13 protein-coding genes are annotated in these 16,268 nt (G+C 39.4%); 10 read left to right on the forward strand and 3 right to left on the reverse strand.

Annotated elements, in window-relative coordinates:
- Positions 1-108: 108 nt before the first annotated feature.
- Complete coding sequence (locus QSE00_RS22015; protein WP_286107529.1) at positions 109-1,386, reverse strand: dipeptidase; 1,278 nt, start codon at positions 1,384-1,386, stop codon at positions 109-111.
- A gap of 127 nt (positions 1,387-1,513) precedes the next feature.
- Here QSE00_RS22015 and QSE00_RS22020 point away from each other — a divergent pair, with 127 nt between their 5' ends.
- Together QSE00_RS22020 and QSE00_RS22025 are read left to right on the forward strand one after the other, a co-directional pair.
- Positions 1,514-3,301 (forward strand): response regulator, encoded by a 1,788-nt coding sequence (locus tag QSE00_RS22020; protein WP_286107530.1) that lies wholly within the window; start codon positions 1,514-1,516, stop codon positions 3,299-3,301.
- Positions 3,302-3,322: 21 nt separating this feature from the next.
- A complete protein-coding gene (locus QSE00_RS22025) occupies positions 3,323-5,140 on the forward strand; it encodes a hypothetical protein (protein WP_286107531.1) in 1,818 nt (605 codons plus the stop codon).
- Between the two features lie 740 nt (positions 5,141-5,880).
- Here the strand turns inward: QSE00_RS22025 and QSE00_RS22030 are convergent.
- Complete coding sequence (locus tag QSE00_RS22030; protein WP_110355272.1) at positions 5,881-6,744, reverse strand: sigma-70 family RNA polymerase sigma factor; 864 nt, start codon at positions 6,742-6,744, stop codon at positions 5,881-5,883.
- Positions 6,745-6,963: 219 nt separating this feature from the next.
- On the opposite strand from QSE00_RS22030, the gene QSE00_RS22035 reads away from it, so the two are divergent.
- The 8 genes from QSE00_RS22035 (at position 6,964) to QSE00_RS22070 (ending at position 16,035) form a co-directional block, all read left to right on the forward strand.
- Positions 6,964-7,473 carry a DUF6155 family protein gene (locus tag QSE00_RS22035; protein ID WP_110355271.1) on the forward strand — a complete coding sequence of 170 codons (510 nt, stop codon included), beginning with the start codon at positions 6,964-6,966 and terminating at the stop codon, positions 7,471-7,473.
- A 285-nt stretch (positions 7,474-7,758) separates the two neighbouring features.
- Complete coding sequence (locus QSE00_RS22040) at positions 7,759-9,270, forward strand: DEAD/DEAH box helicase (protein ID WP_110355270.1); 1,512 nt, start codon at positions 7,759-7,761, stop codon at positions 9,268-9,270.
- A gap of 5 nt (positions 9,271-9,275) precedes the next feature.
- Complete coding sequence (locus tag QSE00_RS22045; protein WP_286107532.1) at positions 9,276-10,532, forward strand: glycosyltransferase; 1,257 nt, start codon at positions 9,276-9,278, stop codon at positions 10,530-10,532.
- Positions 10,533-10,728: 196 nt separating this feature from the next.
- Entirely contained in the window at positions 10,729-11,574 is an 846-nt protein-coding gene (locus QSE00_RS22050) for a 1,4-dihydroxy-2-naphthoyl-CoA synthase (RefSeq protein ID WP_286107533.1), read from the forward strand.
- Positions 11,575-11,821: 247 nt separating this feature from the next.
- A complete protein-coding gene (locus QSE00_RS22055) occupies positions 11,822-12,439 on the forward strand; it encodes a DEAD/DEAH box helicase (protein WP_110355268.1) in 618 nt (205 codons plus the stop codon).
- 945 nt (positions 12,440-13,384) lie between these two features.
- The gene (locus QSE00_RS22060; RefSeq protein WP_286107534.1) at positions 13,385-13,861 is read left to right on the forward strand and encodes a 3D domain-containing protein; all 477 of its coding nucleotides are present in this window, start codon (positions 13,385-13,387) and stop codon (positions 13,859-13,861) included.
- A 40-nt stretch (positions 13,862-13,901) separates the two neighbouring features.
- Complete coding sequence (locus QSE00_RS22065; RefSeq protein ID WP_286107535.1) at positions 13,902-14,561, forward strand: peptidoglycan recognition protein family protein; 660 nt, start codon at positions 13,902-13,904, stop codon at positions 14,559-14,561.
- A 4-nt stretch (positions 14,562-14,565) separates the two neighbouring features.
- The gene (locus QSE00_RS22070; protein ID WP_286107536.1) at positions 14,566-16,035 is read left to right on the forward strand and encodes a M14 family metallopeptidase; all 1,470 of its coding nucleotides are present in this window, start codon (positions 14,566-14,568) and stop codon (positions 16,033-16,035) included.
- Between the two features lie 2 nt (positions 16,036-16,037).
- Here QSE00_RS22070 and QSE00_RS22075 read toward each other — a convergent pair whose 3' ends face one another.
- Positions 16,038-16,205: a hypothetical protein gene (locus QSE00_RS22075; protein WP_181422833.1), complete on the reverse strand. Its 168-nt coding sequence runs from the start codon at positions 16,203-16,205 to the stop codon at positions 16,038-16,040.
- Positions 16,206-16,268: the final 63 nt, after the last annotated feature.

Here is a 16,268-nt window from a genome sequence, read left to right on the forward strand (position 1 = left end):
TTAGAAATTCATCGTCGAATAATTCTTCTTTTTTCATAATGTGTAAATATTTAAAATTAAACAAAAAAATAGCTGGGGCATGCCCCAGCTATTTTCTATTTACACACTTTATGAGATAGTCCTCTCCTGTACCTGATCCAATACCCGTAGTAAATTGCCTCCCCAGAGTTGGGCAATTTCCTCTTCGGAATAACCTCTTTTTACCAACTCCAGGGTTACATTGGGGGTTTCGGATGCATCCCTCCATCCAGCAATGCCTCCACCTCCATCGAAGTCGGAGCTGATTCCAACATGTTCAATGCCAATTAAGTTTACCATATAATCTATATGGTCCACCAGGTCGCTCACCCCCACGGGCTGTGGCCTATCTTTCCTCTTGTCAACCTTGCCCTTGGCCAAACGTACAACTTTGGGATAATTCTCCATAAAGGCGTTTTTCTTTGCCTCTGTAAGATCGGCAAGCTCGCCATTGGCATACCAATCTATCCCCAGGGAATCTGCTACCTCTTTATAGACGTCTTTTAAATAAGCTTCATAGGCCTCATGCTTTTCTGTATTCAAATAGGAACTAAAGGCAACTGCCTGTACAACGCCTCCATTTTCCTTCATTAGCAACAATTGTTCATCGTCCAAATTCCTACTATGGTTGCACAATGCCCTTGCAGAAGAATGGGAAGCTATAATTGGAGCTTCGGACAAGGCTATCATTTGCTTCATGGATTCTTTGGATACATGGGATACATCGATCATTATCCCCAACCTATTCATTTCCTTTACGGCCGTTTTACCAAGCTCACTAAGTCCATTGTGCAACCATACCCCATCGGCCTCCCCCGTATTGGAATCGCAAAACTGGCTATGCCCATTGTGGGAAAGGGAAATATATCTTGCCCCTAAATTATGATAGTTTTCAAATTCCGAAATGTCTTCCCCTATGGGATAGGCATTTTCCACACCTATCATGGCCACTTTCTTGCCCGATCCTATAATTTGCCGAACATCTTTGGAAGTATAGGCCAATGATATCTCTTCCGGCGCTATCTCCTTACACAATCTATGTATGGCATCAAACTTTGCCATGGCGTTTTCCTTTGCCTTGGCATACCCGTCTTCGGTTAGGTCGCCCTGACCAGTATAGACTATCAACCATGGAACGTCCAAACCTCCGCTTTCAAGTTTTGGAAGATTTACCTGATTGTCCAATTTCTGGGTATAATTTACGGCATCGGTAAAATTGGATACATTAATATCCACATGGGTATCTATGGTGATAATGTCACGGTGTATACGTGCTGCTTTTTCTTCTACCGACTCTGTAGGTTTTTCTTGTTTTTCCTTACAGGCAACAATCGCCAAAATACATATAAATCCGATAAAATGCTTCATACTGCTAAGGTTTGATACATACAAATAACGGCATTTGACAACATAAAATGAAGCCTAGATAACATTTAATTGTAAACCGCACTTTAAAAGGGGAGTTTTAGACTTTCAGAACCCAAACCAATATAAATTGAAATCCAACAACCTACTAAACCATCTGACTAATCTTGAAGGTCAACTAAATCATTTTTCATTTGAGGAATTGACCTCGGAGGAAGCTTCTTTATTAAAAAAATCCTTTATGACCTTTAAATATCGTCTTGAGGAAAAAGTGCTTGGACCAAAACCTATAGTTTCTCCCTCCAATACAAACTACAAGGATTTTGAATCGGCCATTGGAAATAAGGAATTGCCAATCCCGTTAAAAAATAGACCTAAGCGGGAAGAAGGAAGGCTTCTGGAAAAAGTAGGGGATGAAATTAGATCCCCGATCAACGGGATATTGGAGACTATAGATCTGCTAAAGGAAGGCGACATAACTGCGGAGCAACTTACCCAACTCAATTCCATTACCACCACCTCCAACAATCTTTTGGATATAATTAATGAACTGTTGGAATATACCAAGCTTACCTCTGGAAGGGAAAAGTTTGAAAGTATCGATTTTAATTTTCACAGTATTATAAAGGATACCATTTACCTTTGCAACACCTTAATAATCAACAAGGATGTTAATCTGGAGGTAGATCTGGATACGGAAATACCAGAAACCCTTTTGGGAGATCCGTCCAAATTGTCACAAATCCTACTCACCCTTATAGGAAATTCGATAAAACTTATTGACAAAGGAAACATCCTTCTCAAAATTAAACTCCGTAGACAGCACACGGATTACCTGGTACTCGATTTTGAAATTAGGGATTTGCGTACCGGAAACATAAAAAACGACCTAAAGGCCAATGTATTTAATATAGAACCCAATGCAAATGATTTAGGGATCGGCTTTGCCATGGTCAGGGGAATATTGCAAATTTTAAATGGATCCTTGGCAACCATGGCCACCTTGGATGATGGTTGTGCCTATAAGTTCACCATCCCCTATAAAAAGGGGAAACAGAACAAAACATCTGGCTACCGACTAGATTCCGACAGCACAACTACAACCGATAAAATTATAGAAGGCCTTCATATCCTTGTTTTTGAGGATAATATTCTTATTCAAAAAATAATAGAACAGCGCTTAAAAAATTGGGGATGTACTGTGTATGTAACTGATAATGGCCAGGCCGGAATGGATTATCTAATGGAGCACAAGGTAGACCTGGTATTAATGGACCTTAGAATGCCGGTAATGAACGGTTTTCAAATTACCCAAATAATTAGGGAATCCAACAATGATTACATCAAGAGCTTACCCATTGTAGCCTTAACCGGCGATTTCACCATTAATGACAAAATTAAATGCAATGCCCTTGGAATAGACGATTATATCTTAAAACCTTATAGCCCTGACGAATTACTTACCACTTTATGTAAATACAAAAAGGACCATAGGTCCAAACCAGTAAATGAATCCGCTGGGGAACTTGCCCAATTTACTGTAAATAAGGAAGCCTGGAAGGTTAGCTTAGCAGATATACTGGAAGAGTGTATGGGCGAAATAGACCTTCTGGAAGAATTAATCGGCTTATTTAAACAAAGTATGCTCGATTTTATAGGTAGGGCCAATGTCTACATCCCCGAAGGTAATTTTAATCGTTTAGGGTTTGCTGCCCATAAGGTTAAAACGGGACTTTCCATGATGAAAGCCGATCACCTTTATTCCCTTGTGGACAAGATCACAATAGGCTGTAAAACCCATAGGAACCTTCCGGAAATAGGACGGTTATATGATCAATTACTTTTGGCATACCCTATGGTGGAGAAAGCCATTGATAGGGAACTGTTGTTCTTAAAAAGTAAAGGCGGTAAACGTTGAATAATCAAAAAGTGCAAATAAGTGAATATACCCAATATACATACCAACCTGATATGGGATTTAACGGTCTTGTTCCTACTCTTGACCATAAGTTATTTGGCCATTCTGTTCCTTCTAAAAAACAATATCCAGATCAACTGGAACAATAGAGAGGAAAAAAAGAAACATCTACGAGGAATAATATGTGAGCTTTTATTATATGAACAGGGAAAGTTAAAAGAAAAAAATAGGGAGCACATAGACCTCAAAGTGGAATTGTGGAAGCTACTAAGACGGTCGAGCAACAAAGGTATCCTGTCCAAAGTCTTGATGGAAGTGTACCATGAACTGGATGAGGGGGCTAAACTGATAATCCTTAGACTATCCAAAGAATTTGGCATACCAGTAAATACCAATGGAAATTTGGAACAATCGGACATCGATATCAATGGAAATACCATCCCTCAAAAAGATACACCCGGCAATGCAGACCATTTACAAGATACAGAATCAAAAATGGGAGTATCCAAAACTAAGCAGCCATTGAATAACAAGTCCAAGAAGTTCCATACCAAGACCGATCTATTGAAAGGGGAGGAGCTAGATCTTAGCTTCGTACCATTGGTAACGAACACAAAGAGTCCCAATGCGAGTCCGGAAATTCAGGAAGCGTTGATGATCAGCAACGACTTGGAATTCCTATCGGAATGCCTAGGAAAGGAAAGTTTTGAAAGAAACCCTTATGAGGCCATATACGAGGAAATTTACGGGGAAACCAAGATACCGCTAAATAACAAACCGGAAAGGAAGGGCGATTCCTTTTTAAGCATAGATTTCCTACCCTTGATAAGGGAGATGGAAGAAGAAAAAGTGGACCTCGATCCAATAACAGACATTAACGATCTTGAAGTGGATTATGAGGTAGTCATAGATCCGCACTTAAAGAAACAGATCAGTGATATATTAACTTCGCATGTAGAGGAGCAAAACACAATAGTAACCATAAACGAAGACGATAAATTATTGGATCTGGGAGAAATGGATCTACCGGCCGCCCGATTCTACACGGATCGGGAATTTAAGAAAGTTAAATTACTACATTCCATAGCAGAAATGGGAGATATACGGGAGGTACCCCTTTTAAATGAAATGTTGGATGAGGAAAAAAACGACTCCATAGCCAATCTCATTAAGGAAATAATTTCCAAGTTCCTTTCGGACTATCCTTTGTATATCGACGAAAAGTTAAATGACAATAAAATAGTGGATTTCGGGGAACATTATGTGTTCAACCATTTATTCAGCTCATTGGACAGGGAATCACAACTACTTTTGCTGCAGGAAATGCAACAAATAGGCGATCTAAGTGATCTACATTTTTTAGCAACCCTACGCAATCATTCGGACAGTACCATAAGGGAAAAAGCTAAATTGGTTTCTTTGTATATAGAAACTAAATTACAGGCCATACCGATTAGTGACGTGGAAGTAATTTCCGGACACAAATTGGATTTAAAAAAGGAAATCACTGAACCTACTAAGTTTCAACTAGATCCTGCGATCGACTTTGAAGTGGCAACATCGGGCTTTATATCTTCAAAATCATCTAGCAGGGAGGCCTTTGTAAACGATAGTACTACTTTCTTTGATCAGGGTGCTACACCCATGGATGGTGATGGGGAAAACTTTGGCTCCAATGACCTGTTCAACATCAATTTTGATATTACACCCTCGGAGAATATTACATTTCACAACAATAGCGCTGGCGTACCTAATAGAAAAGAGAGCTTAGAGGAATTGGAGGCCATGAAATTTCTAGATCAATTAAAGGAGCTCACCAATAAAATTTTTAAGAAATAAAAGGTATTAAACCACAGGGCAGGCCTGTCTGACTACAAAGGCAGGCCTGTCTGCCGACAAAGGCAGGCCCTGAACCCAGTGATAGGAATCGACCCTAGGGTAGAGGTATTGAACCTAGATTCCGCCGAAAAAGGCGGGATTAGTTCAACTTGCAATTTTAAGTGCGTCTTACTGGGTTCTCAAAATTGAGTTTCGCTAATAAATGCCATTAAGCCCCAGAAAAGACTCAGGGTTGTTTTAAGAACCGGCCACATGTTTTGTTCAACAGCATGAAATATATCGATTGCTATAAAAGATTAAACTTTAAGAACTGTACACTTTACAACTAAAAAACACTTATACACAACATTTTATTGGTGTGAAAAGAGATAATAAATAAGTTTACCATATAATTATTGACCCAAACAATAAAAACCTAAACCAAGTCTTACTATGTTATACGACACCTACGGAGAGGAATATTTAGCATTCCTACAAGATTTAAATGAAATTTTAAGTTTAAACGAATTGGCCGAATTGGACTATATGTAGTTCGGCCGGGAATTCAAAACCTAAAAACCCCTATTAAAATGGCAAAACAAAATCCAGACAACGCAGCTTATTTAAACTTCATTGAAGATTTAAATGAAATCCTAATCGATTTCAATATCAGTAAATTAAGTTATTCTTAAACCCAATACTTTAAAAACAAAGAGGCCGAATAAATTATTAATTTATTCGGCCTCTTTGTTTTTGGTCATCTATCCCAAATAGGTTTTGAGTAATTTACTCCTGGAATTGTGGCGAAGCTTTCTTATAGCCTTTTCCCTTATCTGCCTTACCCGCTCCCTTGTAAGATCAAAAGTGAGTCCTATCTCGGCCAAGGTCATGGATTGCTGGTCACCTATACCGTAATACAATTTAACCACATCAGCCTCCCTTTGGGAAAGCGTATCCAAAGCCCTGTTGATCTCTGTATTTAAGGACTGCTGCAAGAGAAACATATCCGGCCTAGGGGATTCTCCGGAACGAATTACGTCGTACAGATTGGAAACCTCTCCCTCCTTTAACGGGGCATCCATAGAAACGTGTCGGCCCGAATTTTTTAGGGATTGTTTAACTTCACTAACGGACATCTCCAATTCCTTGGCTATCTCCTCCGGTGATGGTGGCCGCTGATGGGCCTGCTCCAGATAGGAAAAGGTCTTTTTTATTTTATTTATGGAGCCAATCTTGTTCAATGGCAAGCGCACCACCCTGGATTGTTCGGCCAGTGCCTGTAAAATGGCCTGTCGTATCCACCAAACGGCATACGAAATAAATTTAAATCCCCTTGTCTCATCAAAACGTTTTGCCGCTTTAACCAAGCCTACGTTTCCTTCATTGATTAAATCAGGGAGCTTCAAGCCTTGATTTTGATATTGTTTGGCCACAGAAACCACAAACCTTAAATTTGCGGTTGTTAATTTTTCCAAGGCAACTTGATCCCCATCCCTAATTTTTTGAGCCAATTCAACCTCTTCATTTGCTGTGATCAATTCTATTTTACTGATATCCTGCAAATACTTGTCTAGTGATTTTGATTCCCTATTCGTAACCTGCTTGATAATCTTTAGTTGCCTCATATATTTTTTATTTGGATTTTGAAGTGTCAATCTCTCATTATACCTTTTTTTTATGTCTTTTCCAAGGGAAGCTGTATTACTTATACATAATTTATGAGAAGTTTATGATATTCATTGTCCAATCCAATTATTAAAATACTAATTTTCCTTCTTGTGCTAATTTTTGATTTTTAAATGGGAAATTGCAATTCTTGAGTTCAAATCGAATTAATTGGAAGAATGAGTAAGAGAGCATTGGTAAAATACTTATCGGAATTAAAAAAAAAGGAGCTGGAAGAGCAAATAATAGATCTATATCACAGATTTCCGGTAGTAAAGGAGTATTATGATTTTGTTTTCAACCCCAGGGAAGACAAACTGGTACAGGATGCAAAAATAAAGATCTCCAATGAATACTTCCCTTTAAGAAGAAAAAGGGCCAAGGCCAGAAGATCGGTGGCCCAAAAATACATAAAGCACTTTATAAAATTGGGGGTAGACCCACATCTAACGGCAGATCTTATGTTGTACAACCTAGAAGTTGCACAATCTTTTTCGCTGGAAAAGAATGTACCTGAGGCCTTCTATAAAAGCATGGGCAACTCCTTTGGCGAACTGGTCCAATTTATTTCCGTAAATACTTTGTTAAGGGAGTTTAAAGCCAGAATTGTTGCCTGCTATAGGTTTACCCAGGATCATCATTGGCCCAACGCGGACGACTTCTCAAAGTCCTTGGATATCATAGACTAGCCCCAAGGCTGCTCCGTCTTTATTGGCACCGCCAAAGGGTATAATAGCCCGAGGCTTGCCTCGAAAATTAAAGTTCGTTTCCTACGAATGCCTCGCGGGCTTGCCCCGAGGTAGTTTACTTATTTGCAGTATTTGCCGTCTCTTGCCCTAGGGAGTTTTCCATAAATATAACCGATGGGCAATCGCAATTTCATGTTTTTCCCTTTTAAATTTGAAACCGGCACAAAAAACTCTTAATTTTGTAAGGTTTGATTTTTCTTAATTTTAAAAAATTTCATTTCCCATTTGGAGCTACCTAAAGAAAGTACGGAAAAAACCCTTTATGATTATCAAGAGGAAGACTTGAACACTATTTTTAAGTGTTTGGAGGAATCCCCGGATGACATGAACCTTTTATACCAATTGCCTACAGGTGGAGGTAAAACAGTTGTTTTCTCGGAAATTGCAAAAAGATATATTCATAAAACCAATAAAAAGGTAGTAGTTCTTACCCATAGAATAGAATTGAGCAGTCAAACCTCCAAAATGTTAAATGGATTTGGCGTTAAAAACAAAATAATCAATAGTGAAGTAAAGGAATTACAGGACCAAGACCAATACATGTGCTTTGTGGCCATGGTAGAAACCCTCAACAATAGGCTTCAGGATGATAAGGTAAAGATCAATGATATTGGACTTGTCATCATTGACGAAGCGCATTACAATTCCTTTAGAAAATTATTCAAATATTTTAAAAAGTCCATTATACTTGGAGTTACGGCTACGCCCTTAAGTTCCAATATAAAGCTCCCGATGAAGGACCACTATCAAAAGTTGATCGTGGGAGAATCCATATCATCCCTTATTGAAAAGAAATTTTTGGCCAAGGCCAATATGTACAATTATGATGTAAGCCTTAAGAGTTTAAAATTGGGCATAAGCGGCGACTATACAGTAAAATCTTCGGACGAGCTCTATGGCAACCAGAACATGCTTACCAAATTGGTAAATGCCTATGAAGAGATTGCGAAAGGTACCAAAACCCTTATTTTCAATAATGGGATCAATACCTCTTTATACGTTTTGGACACTTTTAAAAAAGCAGGGTACAACATAAGGCATTTGGATAATAAGAATAGTGCTTCCGAGCGTAAGGAAATTCTAAAATGGTTTTCAAAGACTCCAGACGCCATACTCACCTCGGTAAGTATATTGACCACTGGATTTGACGAACCAACGGTAGAAACCATTATTTTAAATAGGGCAACCAAATCCTTGACCCTTTATTTTCAAATGATAGGCCGTGGTTCTAGGATATTGCCCAATAAGAATGAATTTACAGTGGTAGATCTTGGGAACAATGTGGCCCGATTTGGATTATGGGACGCCCCCATAGATTGGCAGGAAATTTTCCATTTCCCTGATTTCTTTCTGGAAAGCATAAAAAATGATGAGGAAATAGAACGGGAATTTGTGTACGAAATGCCGGCCGACCTCAAGGCATTATTTAGCAAGTCCAAGAATATCGAATTCGACATCAAGGCAGAATACAAAAAAGTTTTTGCACAGGGACTTAAATCCAAGACCGTTCTGGAAAAAAGTATTGAACAGCACGCCACCATTTGCGTGGAAAATAGTGACGACGTATTTGACGCCCGTATCCTGGCCAAAAAATTAAAGGAAGAGATCGCCTACCGGGTACGTCAATATTCCTATTGTATAATGAACAATACGAAAAATTACAAAGAGTGGTTGGAAGAAGATTATGAGCGTAAACTGCGCTCTAAAATTTCCCAGAAATTCGCCAAGCGTTTATAGAACAAATGTTCCCAAAAACGGACAAAAAAATATTGATCATTGGCTATGTATGGCCGGAGCCGGATACAACGGCGGCCGGAGGCAGGATGCTGCAGTTGATACAATTCTTTTTGGAACAGGGATATCAGCCTACCTTTGCCAGCACTGCGGCAGAAAGTGATTATAGCTATGACCTGTCGGGCATTGGGGTAAACACAAGTCCCATAATCCTCAACCATTCCAGTTTTGATACTTTTATAAAGGAGATAAATCCGGATATCGTTCTTTTTGATCGTTTTATGACCGAAGAACAATTTGGATGGCGTGTTGCGGAAAATGCTCCAAATGCCATACGTATTCTGGATACCGAAGATTTACACTCCCTTAGGATTAGCAGACAATTGGCATACAAAAAATCCATTTCCTTTACGGAACAATTTTGGTTGGAGCAGGACCAAACAAAAAGGGAAATAGCCAGTATTTTTAGATGCGATCTTAGTTTGATCATTTCCCTATACGAAATGGAGCTACTTACCAAAACCGTTAAGATCAGCCCCAATCTACTAATGCATTTGCCCATGATGTATGATGTCATTGATACAGAAAAACAAAACCAGTGGCTCCCATTTGAACAGAAAAGGGATTTTGTATGTATCGGCAATGGGAAACATGTCCCAAACATTGATGCAGTCCAAACCCTTGGGAAACACATTTGGCCTCTCATCCGCAGGGAATTGCCCCTTGCCAATGTATTTATTTACGGGGCCTATATGCCAGAAAGCATGAAGCAATTGAACAATCCAAAACAAGGGTTTCACCTTATGGGGCATGCCATTGATGCCAATGAGGTTATATCCCAGGCCAGATTGAACCTGGCCCCCATAAACTTTGGGGCGGGAATTAAGGGCAAACTGCTCATCGGTATGTTAAACGGCACGCCCAGTATTACGACAGAAATTGGAGCTGAAGGAATTTGCGAAAATTCGCCTTGGAACGGAATAATTGCCAATGACCCTGAAAACTTTGCAAAGGCCGCCATACTCTTATATCAAGATAAGGAAAAGTGGTCACTGGCCAGGAAAAATGGCATGGCCATCATCAATAATAATTACAACAAAGCTGTGTTGCAACAAAAATTATTGGAAAGGATAGAGCAGCTCAAAAAAGATTTAAACTCACATAGAAAGCATAATTTTATTGGCTCCATGCTCCTTCACCATTCGCTTGCCAGCACCAAGTTTATGTCCAAATGGATCGAGGAAAAAAATACCAGACCGCAATAAGCCTCTATCCTAATCTTATCCAGGTAGTTCACCTCTGGACCCACCTATATCCCAGTGTAAGTAAATCGGTAATGACTTTTCGGTGCCCGACACACCGTAACGGATTGGCAAGTATCGGATCTTTCAAATCCCGTTAAGAACGCAAGGAATTTAGTAAAGTGTGTTATCTTTGATACTTGACAAACCTTATTTTATAATGCAGCAAAAAATTGATTGGAAAGTAGTTCGGGAATTTGAAGATATCACCTATAAGAAAAGTGGGGGTGTTGCCCGTATAGCTTTTAATAGGCCCAACGTTAGAAATGCCTTTCGGCCCAAGACCACCAGTGAACTTTATCAAGCCTTTTATGACGCCCAGGAAGATACCAGCATAGGGGTCGTTTTACTTTCTGCCGAAGGTCCGTCTACCAAGGACGGAGTATATTCCTTTTGTAGCGGGGGCGACCAAAAAGCAAGGGGGCATAAAGGCTATGTGGGGGAAGACGGAATGCACCGCTTAAATATATTGGAAGTGCAGCGCTTAATCAGATTTATGCCCAAGGTGGTCATTGCCGTGGTACCCGGATGGGCCGTTGGGGGAGGCCATAGTTTGCATGTGGTCTGCGATCTAACCTTGGCCAGTAAGGAACACGCCATCTTTAAACAAACGGATGCCGACGTAACCAGTTTTGATGGTGGATACGGGTCTGCCTACCTGGCCAAGATGGTGGGACAAAAAAAGGCGAGGGAGATATTTTTCCTTGGCAGGAATTATTCTGCCCAGGATGCCTTGGAAATGGGAATGGTAAATGCAGTTATTCCCCATGAGGAACTGGAAGATACCGCTTATGATTGGGCCCAAGAGATACTTGAAAAATCGCCTACCTCCATAAAAATGCTGAAGTTTGCCATGAATCTTACGGACGACGGTATGGTAGGGCAGCAGGTATTTGCCGGGGAAGCCACAAGGTTGGCCTATATGACGGAAGAAGCAAAGGAAGGAAGAAATGCTTTTTTGGAAAAACGCAAACCCAATTTTGGCAAAAACAACTGGATCCCTTAACCTTATATACTTTCCAAAGCCTTAGAAACTAAAAAGAGCCTTGTCTTTTGGGACAAAGCTCTTTTACGAGAACACTATATGAAAATGAAAAAATTATTAATTCGTTTTTATTACACTGCTAAAGTAGGGTAGAAGGCCTTATTGGGAAAACTATTGTTGTGAAGTGATCAAAAGTTGTGGTTAGGCTAGGAAAACTTGTTATGTACCAATTACAGAGAATTAAAATTGGAATAGTTAATACAAAAATATGGCATTCAAAAAAATACAGGAACAGTTAAAGGAAGTGTTGGGACAACAGGGAATTCAGGAGCCTCTTCCCTTTCAAAAAGCGATTCTTTCAAAAATTAAAGGGGGAGCCAGTGTTTTTGGAATCGCGCCTGAAGGTGCCGGTAAAACCACTGCGATAATTATAAGTACGCTTCAAAAACTGGATTGTACAGCTTTTGAGGAGGCCCCTAGAGCCTTGATCTTTGTTAAGGACAAGGAAGCGGCATTGGCCTTGCAAAGTGAATTTGAACGCTTTACGCGAAGGATGGATCTCCGCATTTATCCAGTATACGAAGAGCACAATATAGAGACTCAAAAAAATGAAATTTTTGAAGGAGTGGATATTGTTATCGCTACCCCTAAAAGATTGAGCAAGATCTTTTACCTCAACGGTATCAATCTAGGGAAACTAAAGTTATTTATTGTGGACGATGCGGAGTTCCTATCGAAACCCAGCCCTTTTTCCGATGTTATACGAATCCCCGAAAGTTTGGACCGATGTCAGTATGCCATTTTTTCCACCAAGTTCGATAGCCGTATGGAGCGGATGCAGGAATTGTTTATGGCCAATGCACAGATAGTTGAAATAGGGGAATGATTTAATTGAACCAATATTATATTGAAGGCCCAGTTCAGAGGAGTCAAAAACACGGAATTCTTCCTATTTAGGCTAACTACAATATTTGCATAAATATCCAATTACCCAGAAATTGTACTTGATCCATTGGTTTTACTAAATTGCTCTTATTAATTAAAACTGTTGCTCAAAAAAACACGACTGATCAAATTAATCCCTTTTTTTCATAAACACAACAATTGTTCTTGACCCCCTATTAATTAAAACTGTTGATCAAAAAAACACGACTGATCAAATTAATCCCTTTTTTCATAAACACAACAATTGTTCTTGACCCCCAATTGAGTAATCCAAGCCCACCCTAAAGGCCTAAAACTAAAAAGAGCCTTATCTTTTGGGACAAGGCTCTTTTACGAGAACACTATATGAAAATGAAAAAATTATTAATTCGTTTTTTATTACACTGCTAAAGTATATTGGTTGTACGGTTGTAGGAAATTAATGTTGGGAAATAGCCCCGTTCTGTGGTGAAAGCTGCTTTTTATGATATTTTGAGTACATACATACTTTAAAATGGGCGGTAATTTGTTTAAATTCCACCATAGTGAAAAGAATCTTTGTTATTTTAGATAGAATAACCCAGGTTACTTCCTTTATCCTTTGGCGTTACCAATATTATTGTTGAGGGATTCTATAAAGCAAGGAAGTTTTATAGCCCAATTTATGGAGGAAGACAAAAAACGGACCGTATCAAGTCGGATTATCGCACTACCTTATATTGGAACCCAGAAATTGTGGTCAATGATAACATATCTACCTATTTCAGTTTCTTTACTGGTGATGTGCCAGGGAAATTTACCATTAAGGTAGAGGGAATTACTGCCAATGGCATTCCTGTAAGCAAGCAGTGTAACTTTGATATTTTTAATTAACTTACAAGAAAGTCCACTATTATTAAATAGCACCATGAAACAAACTGTTATGAATAATTTTGTGAATGCATGGGGTGATAAGGGTCGGCAACGGGCATTGTGGTTAATTTTGCCAGGAATCCTTTTTTCCCTGGCTAGCTGCAAGGAGAAGGATGTGGATGATGGTTATATCTGGAAAAAACTGAAGGTAACGGCCACGGCCTACAATTCCTTTCCTTACCAAACCTCCAAAATCCATCCAGGAATTACCGCCTGGGGCGATTCGCTAAAACCGGGTATGAAAATCATTGCCGTTTCCAAAGACCTGATTCCCGTGGGATTGGATTACAATACCCAAGTGAAAATTAAAGGCGATAGCAGTATTTATCTGGTGAAGGATAAAATGCATTCCAAATGGAGAAATAGGATCGATATCTATATGGGCGAGGACAAGGAGAAAGCGTTACAGTGGGGACGAAAAAAAATAACCATCCACTATAGGGTGAAAAGGGATTCCACAGAAATAAAATGATATTGTATCTTTATCACCTAAGTTTATTTGCTGAAAAACAATGAAGAAGTTAGCTCTTTTGTGTTCCCTTTTTATGACCATTTCATGCTCCATACACCGTGAAATAATAGACAAACCCATTATTTTTGACGAAGAGCGAAAAGATCTCACTTTGGAATACATGTCGGACCATTACGGTCTTGTCCAAGAGGAACCCCTTATAGTGCCCAAGATGGTGGTATTGCACTGGACGGTAATCCCTACCCTTGAAAAATCGTACCAGGCCTTTGAGTTGCCTACACTGCCCGATTGGAGGCCTGAGATTAGTTCGGCCAGTGGTTTAAATGTATCCTCCCAATTTCTTGTAGATCAAGACGGTACAATATATAGGTTAATGCCGGAAACCACTATGGCCAGACACGTTATAGGTCTAAATCATTGCGCCATTGGCATTGAAAACGTAGGAGGGACCGGGGATACCAAACTCACCCGGGCACAATTAAGGTCCAACAAATGGCTGGTAAAATATTTAAAATCAAAATACGATATAGACTATTTGATAGGCCATTATGAATATACCCTTTTTGAAGATCACGAGCTATGGTTGGAGAAAGATGAGGGGTATAGGACCGTTAAGACCGATCCCGGTGAAAAATTTTTAAAAAGAGTAAAAAGAGCCTCCAAAAAACTTAATTTTAAACCTACTCCAACAACAAGATAATATTATGACATCATATAAAATAGCCCTCATCATTTGTTTACTAATGGTCTTTTCTGGCTTCGGGCAGGAAATTGATTTTACTTCCAACTTGTATTCTACTTATGAAAAATACAAGGAACCTTCTTTGGATAAAAGACGGATAAAACACAATGGGATACAACCGCTTATTAACAGATTGTCTGCCAACCCCCAATTTAAGGTAAAGGTTGTAGGCAAATCCATCGAAGGGCGAAGCCTATCCCTAATCAGTATTGGGACAGGTGCCACCGACGTTTTTCTTTGGTCCCAAATGCACGGGGACGAACCTACGGCTACCCAGGCAATATTTGATATTTTCAATTTTTTTAGCAGTGGCGATTTCAAAAGTGAAAAGGATAACATTTTAAAAAATTTAAAATTACACTTTTTGCCTATGCTCAATCCGGATGGGGCGGAAGTTTTTCAGAGAAGAAATGCCTTGGGAATAGATATCAATAGGGATGCGCTTGCATTGCAATCTCCGGAAGGAAGGACCTTAAAAAGGGTAAGGGATAGTTTGGATGCGGCATTCGGATTTAATCTTCACGACCAGAGCACCTATTACAATGCGGAAAGAACGGATAAGCCGGCAACCATCTCCTATTTGGCACCTGCCTATAATTATGAGAAGGATATCAATGCTGTGCGCGCCAATGCTATGAAGGTTATCGTATATATGAATCAAATAATTCAGAAATATGCTCCAGGGCAGGTAGGGCGTTATAATGACGATTTTGAGCCCAGGGCCTTTGGGGACAACATACAAAAATGGGGTACCAGTGCCATTTTAATAGAATCTGGCGGTTACAAAAGTGATCCGGAAAAACAGGAAATCAGAAAATTGAACTATGTTTCCATCCTATCCGCCATCTATAGTATCGCCAAAGAAAATTATAAAAATATTCCCATTTCGGACTACGACAAAATTCCAGAAAATGATAGAAAACTGTTCGACCTTAAACTCAATAACCTTACCTATAATTTGTTGGGGAAAAATTATACCTTGGATGTAGGCATACACCAACTAGAGATTGATGACCCATCGCATAAAACCTACTATAACAGCAGTAGGGTGGTAGACCAAGGGGATCTATCCACCTATTATGGATATGAAACCTTGGAAAGCAAGGGCTATGCAATAGCCGGAGGAAAGGTTTACCCAAAAATCCTAACTTCCGTAAAAGAGGTATCACAGTTAAAGATAATGGATCTTCTGAGGTCTGGTTTCACCTATGTACGGGTAGAAAATATCCCCAAGGGCGAAAATCATGTAACCTTTCCCATCAACATTATAGGTAAGGACTACAAAGTCCCGGAATTTAAATTGAGGGTAGGCGCTATCCCCAACTTTATATTGGAAGAAGACCGCAAACCCCGTTATGCCGTGATCAACGGATTTCTTATCGACCTAAAATCCGGGGAAGGAAGTTTTAAAAATGCTTTGATCTTAAGATAGTTCTAATATCCGAAGGAAATGCGCATATTATCCCCATAGGCCAGTATACAGTAGAGCATTATAAAAAGAATGCTTACGATACAGCTAAAAATAGTGATGGCAAGGCCCTTGAACCAATTGGATAGCTCACTGATAGCGCTATACTTAAAGATGTCGTTGATTACAACCATGATATTCCTTTTTTAAGTGATACAAAATTTAGTCTTTAGCATACATTTATGAACATAGGTTGA

The organism is Arenibacter flavimaris, assembly GCF_030291335.1.
Lineage (GTDB): Bacteria > Bacteroidota > Bacteroidia > Flavobacteriales > Flavobacteriaceae > Arenibacter.

What these genes read in the sequence shown, in the direction of transcription:
- QSE00_RS22075 (WP_181422833.1), bottom strand. Translation starts at nt 16,205, where the DNA reads ATGGTTGTAATCAACGACATCTTTAAGTATAGCGCTATCAGTGAGCTA.
- QSE00_RS22070 (WP_286107536.1), top strand. Translation starts at nt 14,566, where the DNA reads ATGACATCATATAAAATAGCCCTCATCATTTGTTTACTAATGGTCTTT.
- QSE00_RS22030 (WP_110355272.1), bottom strand. Translation starts at nt 6,744, where the DNA reads ATGAGGCAACTAAAGATTATCAAGCAGGTTACGAATAGGGAATCAAAA.
- QSE00_RS22045 (WP_286107532.1), top strand. Translation starts at nt 9,276, where the DNA reads ATGTTCCCAAAAACGGACAAAAAAATATTGATCATTGGCTATGTATGG.
- QSE00_RS22055 (WP_110355268.1), top strand. Translation starts at nt 11,822, where the DNA reads ATGGCATTCAAAAAAATACAGGAACAGTTAAAGGAAGTGTTGGGACAA.
- QSE00_RS22015 (WP_286107529.1), bottom strand. Translation starts at nt 1,386, where the DNA reads ATGAAGCATTTTATCGGATTTATATGTATTTTGGCGATTGTTGCCTGT.
- QSE00_RS22035 (WP_110355271.1), top strand. Translation starts at nt 6,964, where the DNA reads ATGAGTAAGAGAGCATTGGTAAAATACTTATCGGAATTAAAAAAAAAG.
- QSE00_RS22060 (WP_286107534.1), top strand. Translation starts at nt 13,385, where the DNA reads ATGAAACAAACTGTTATGAATAATTTTGTGAATGCATGGGGTGATAAG.
- QSE00_RS22065 (WP_286107535.1), top strand. Translation starts at nt 13,902, where the DNA reads ATGAAGAAGTTAGCTCTTTTGTGTTCCCTTTTTATGACCATTTCATGC.
- QSE00_RS22050 (WP_286107533.1), top strand. Translation starts at nt 10,729, where the DNA reads ATGCAGCAAAAAATTGATTGGAAAGTAGTTCGGGAATTTGAAGATATC.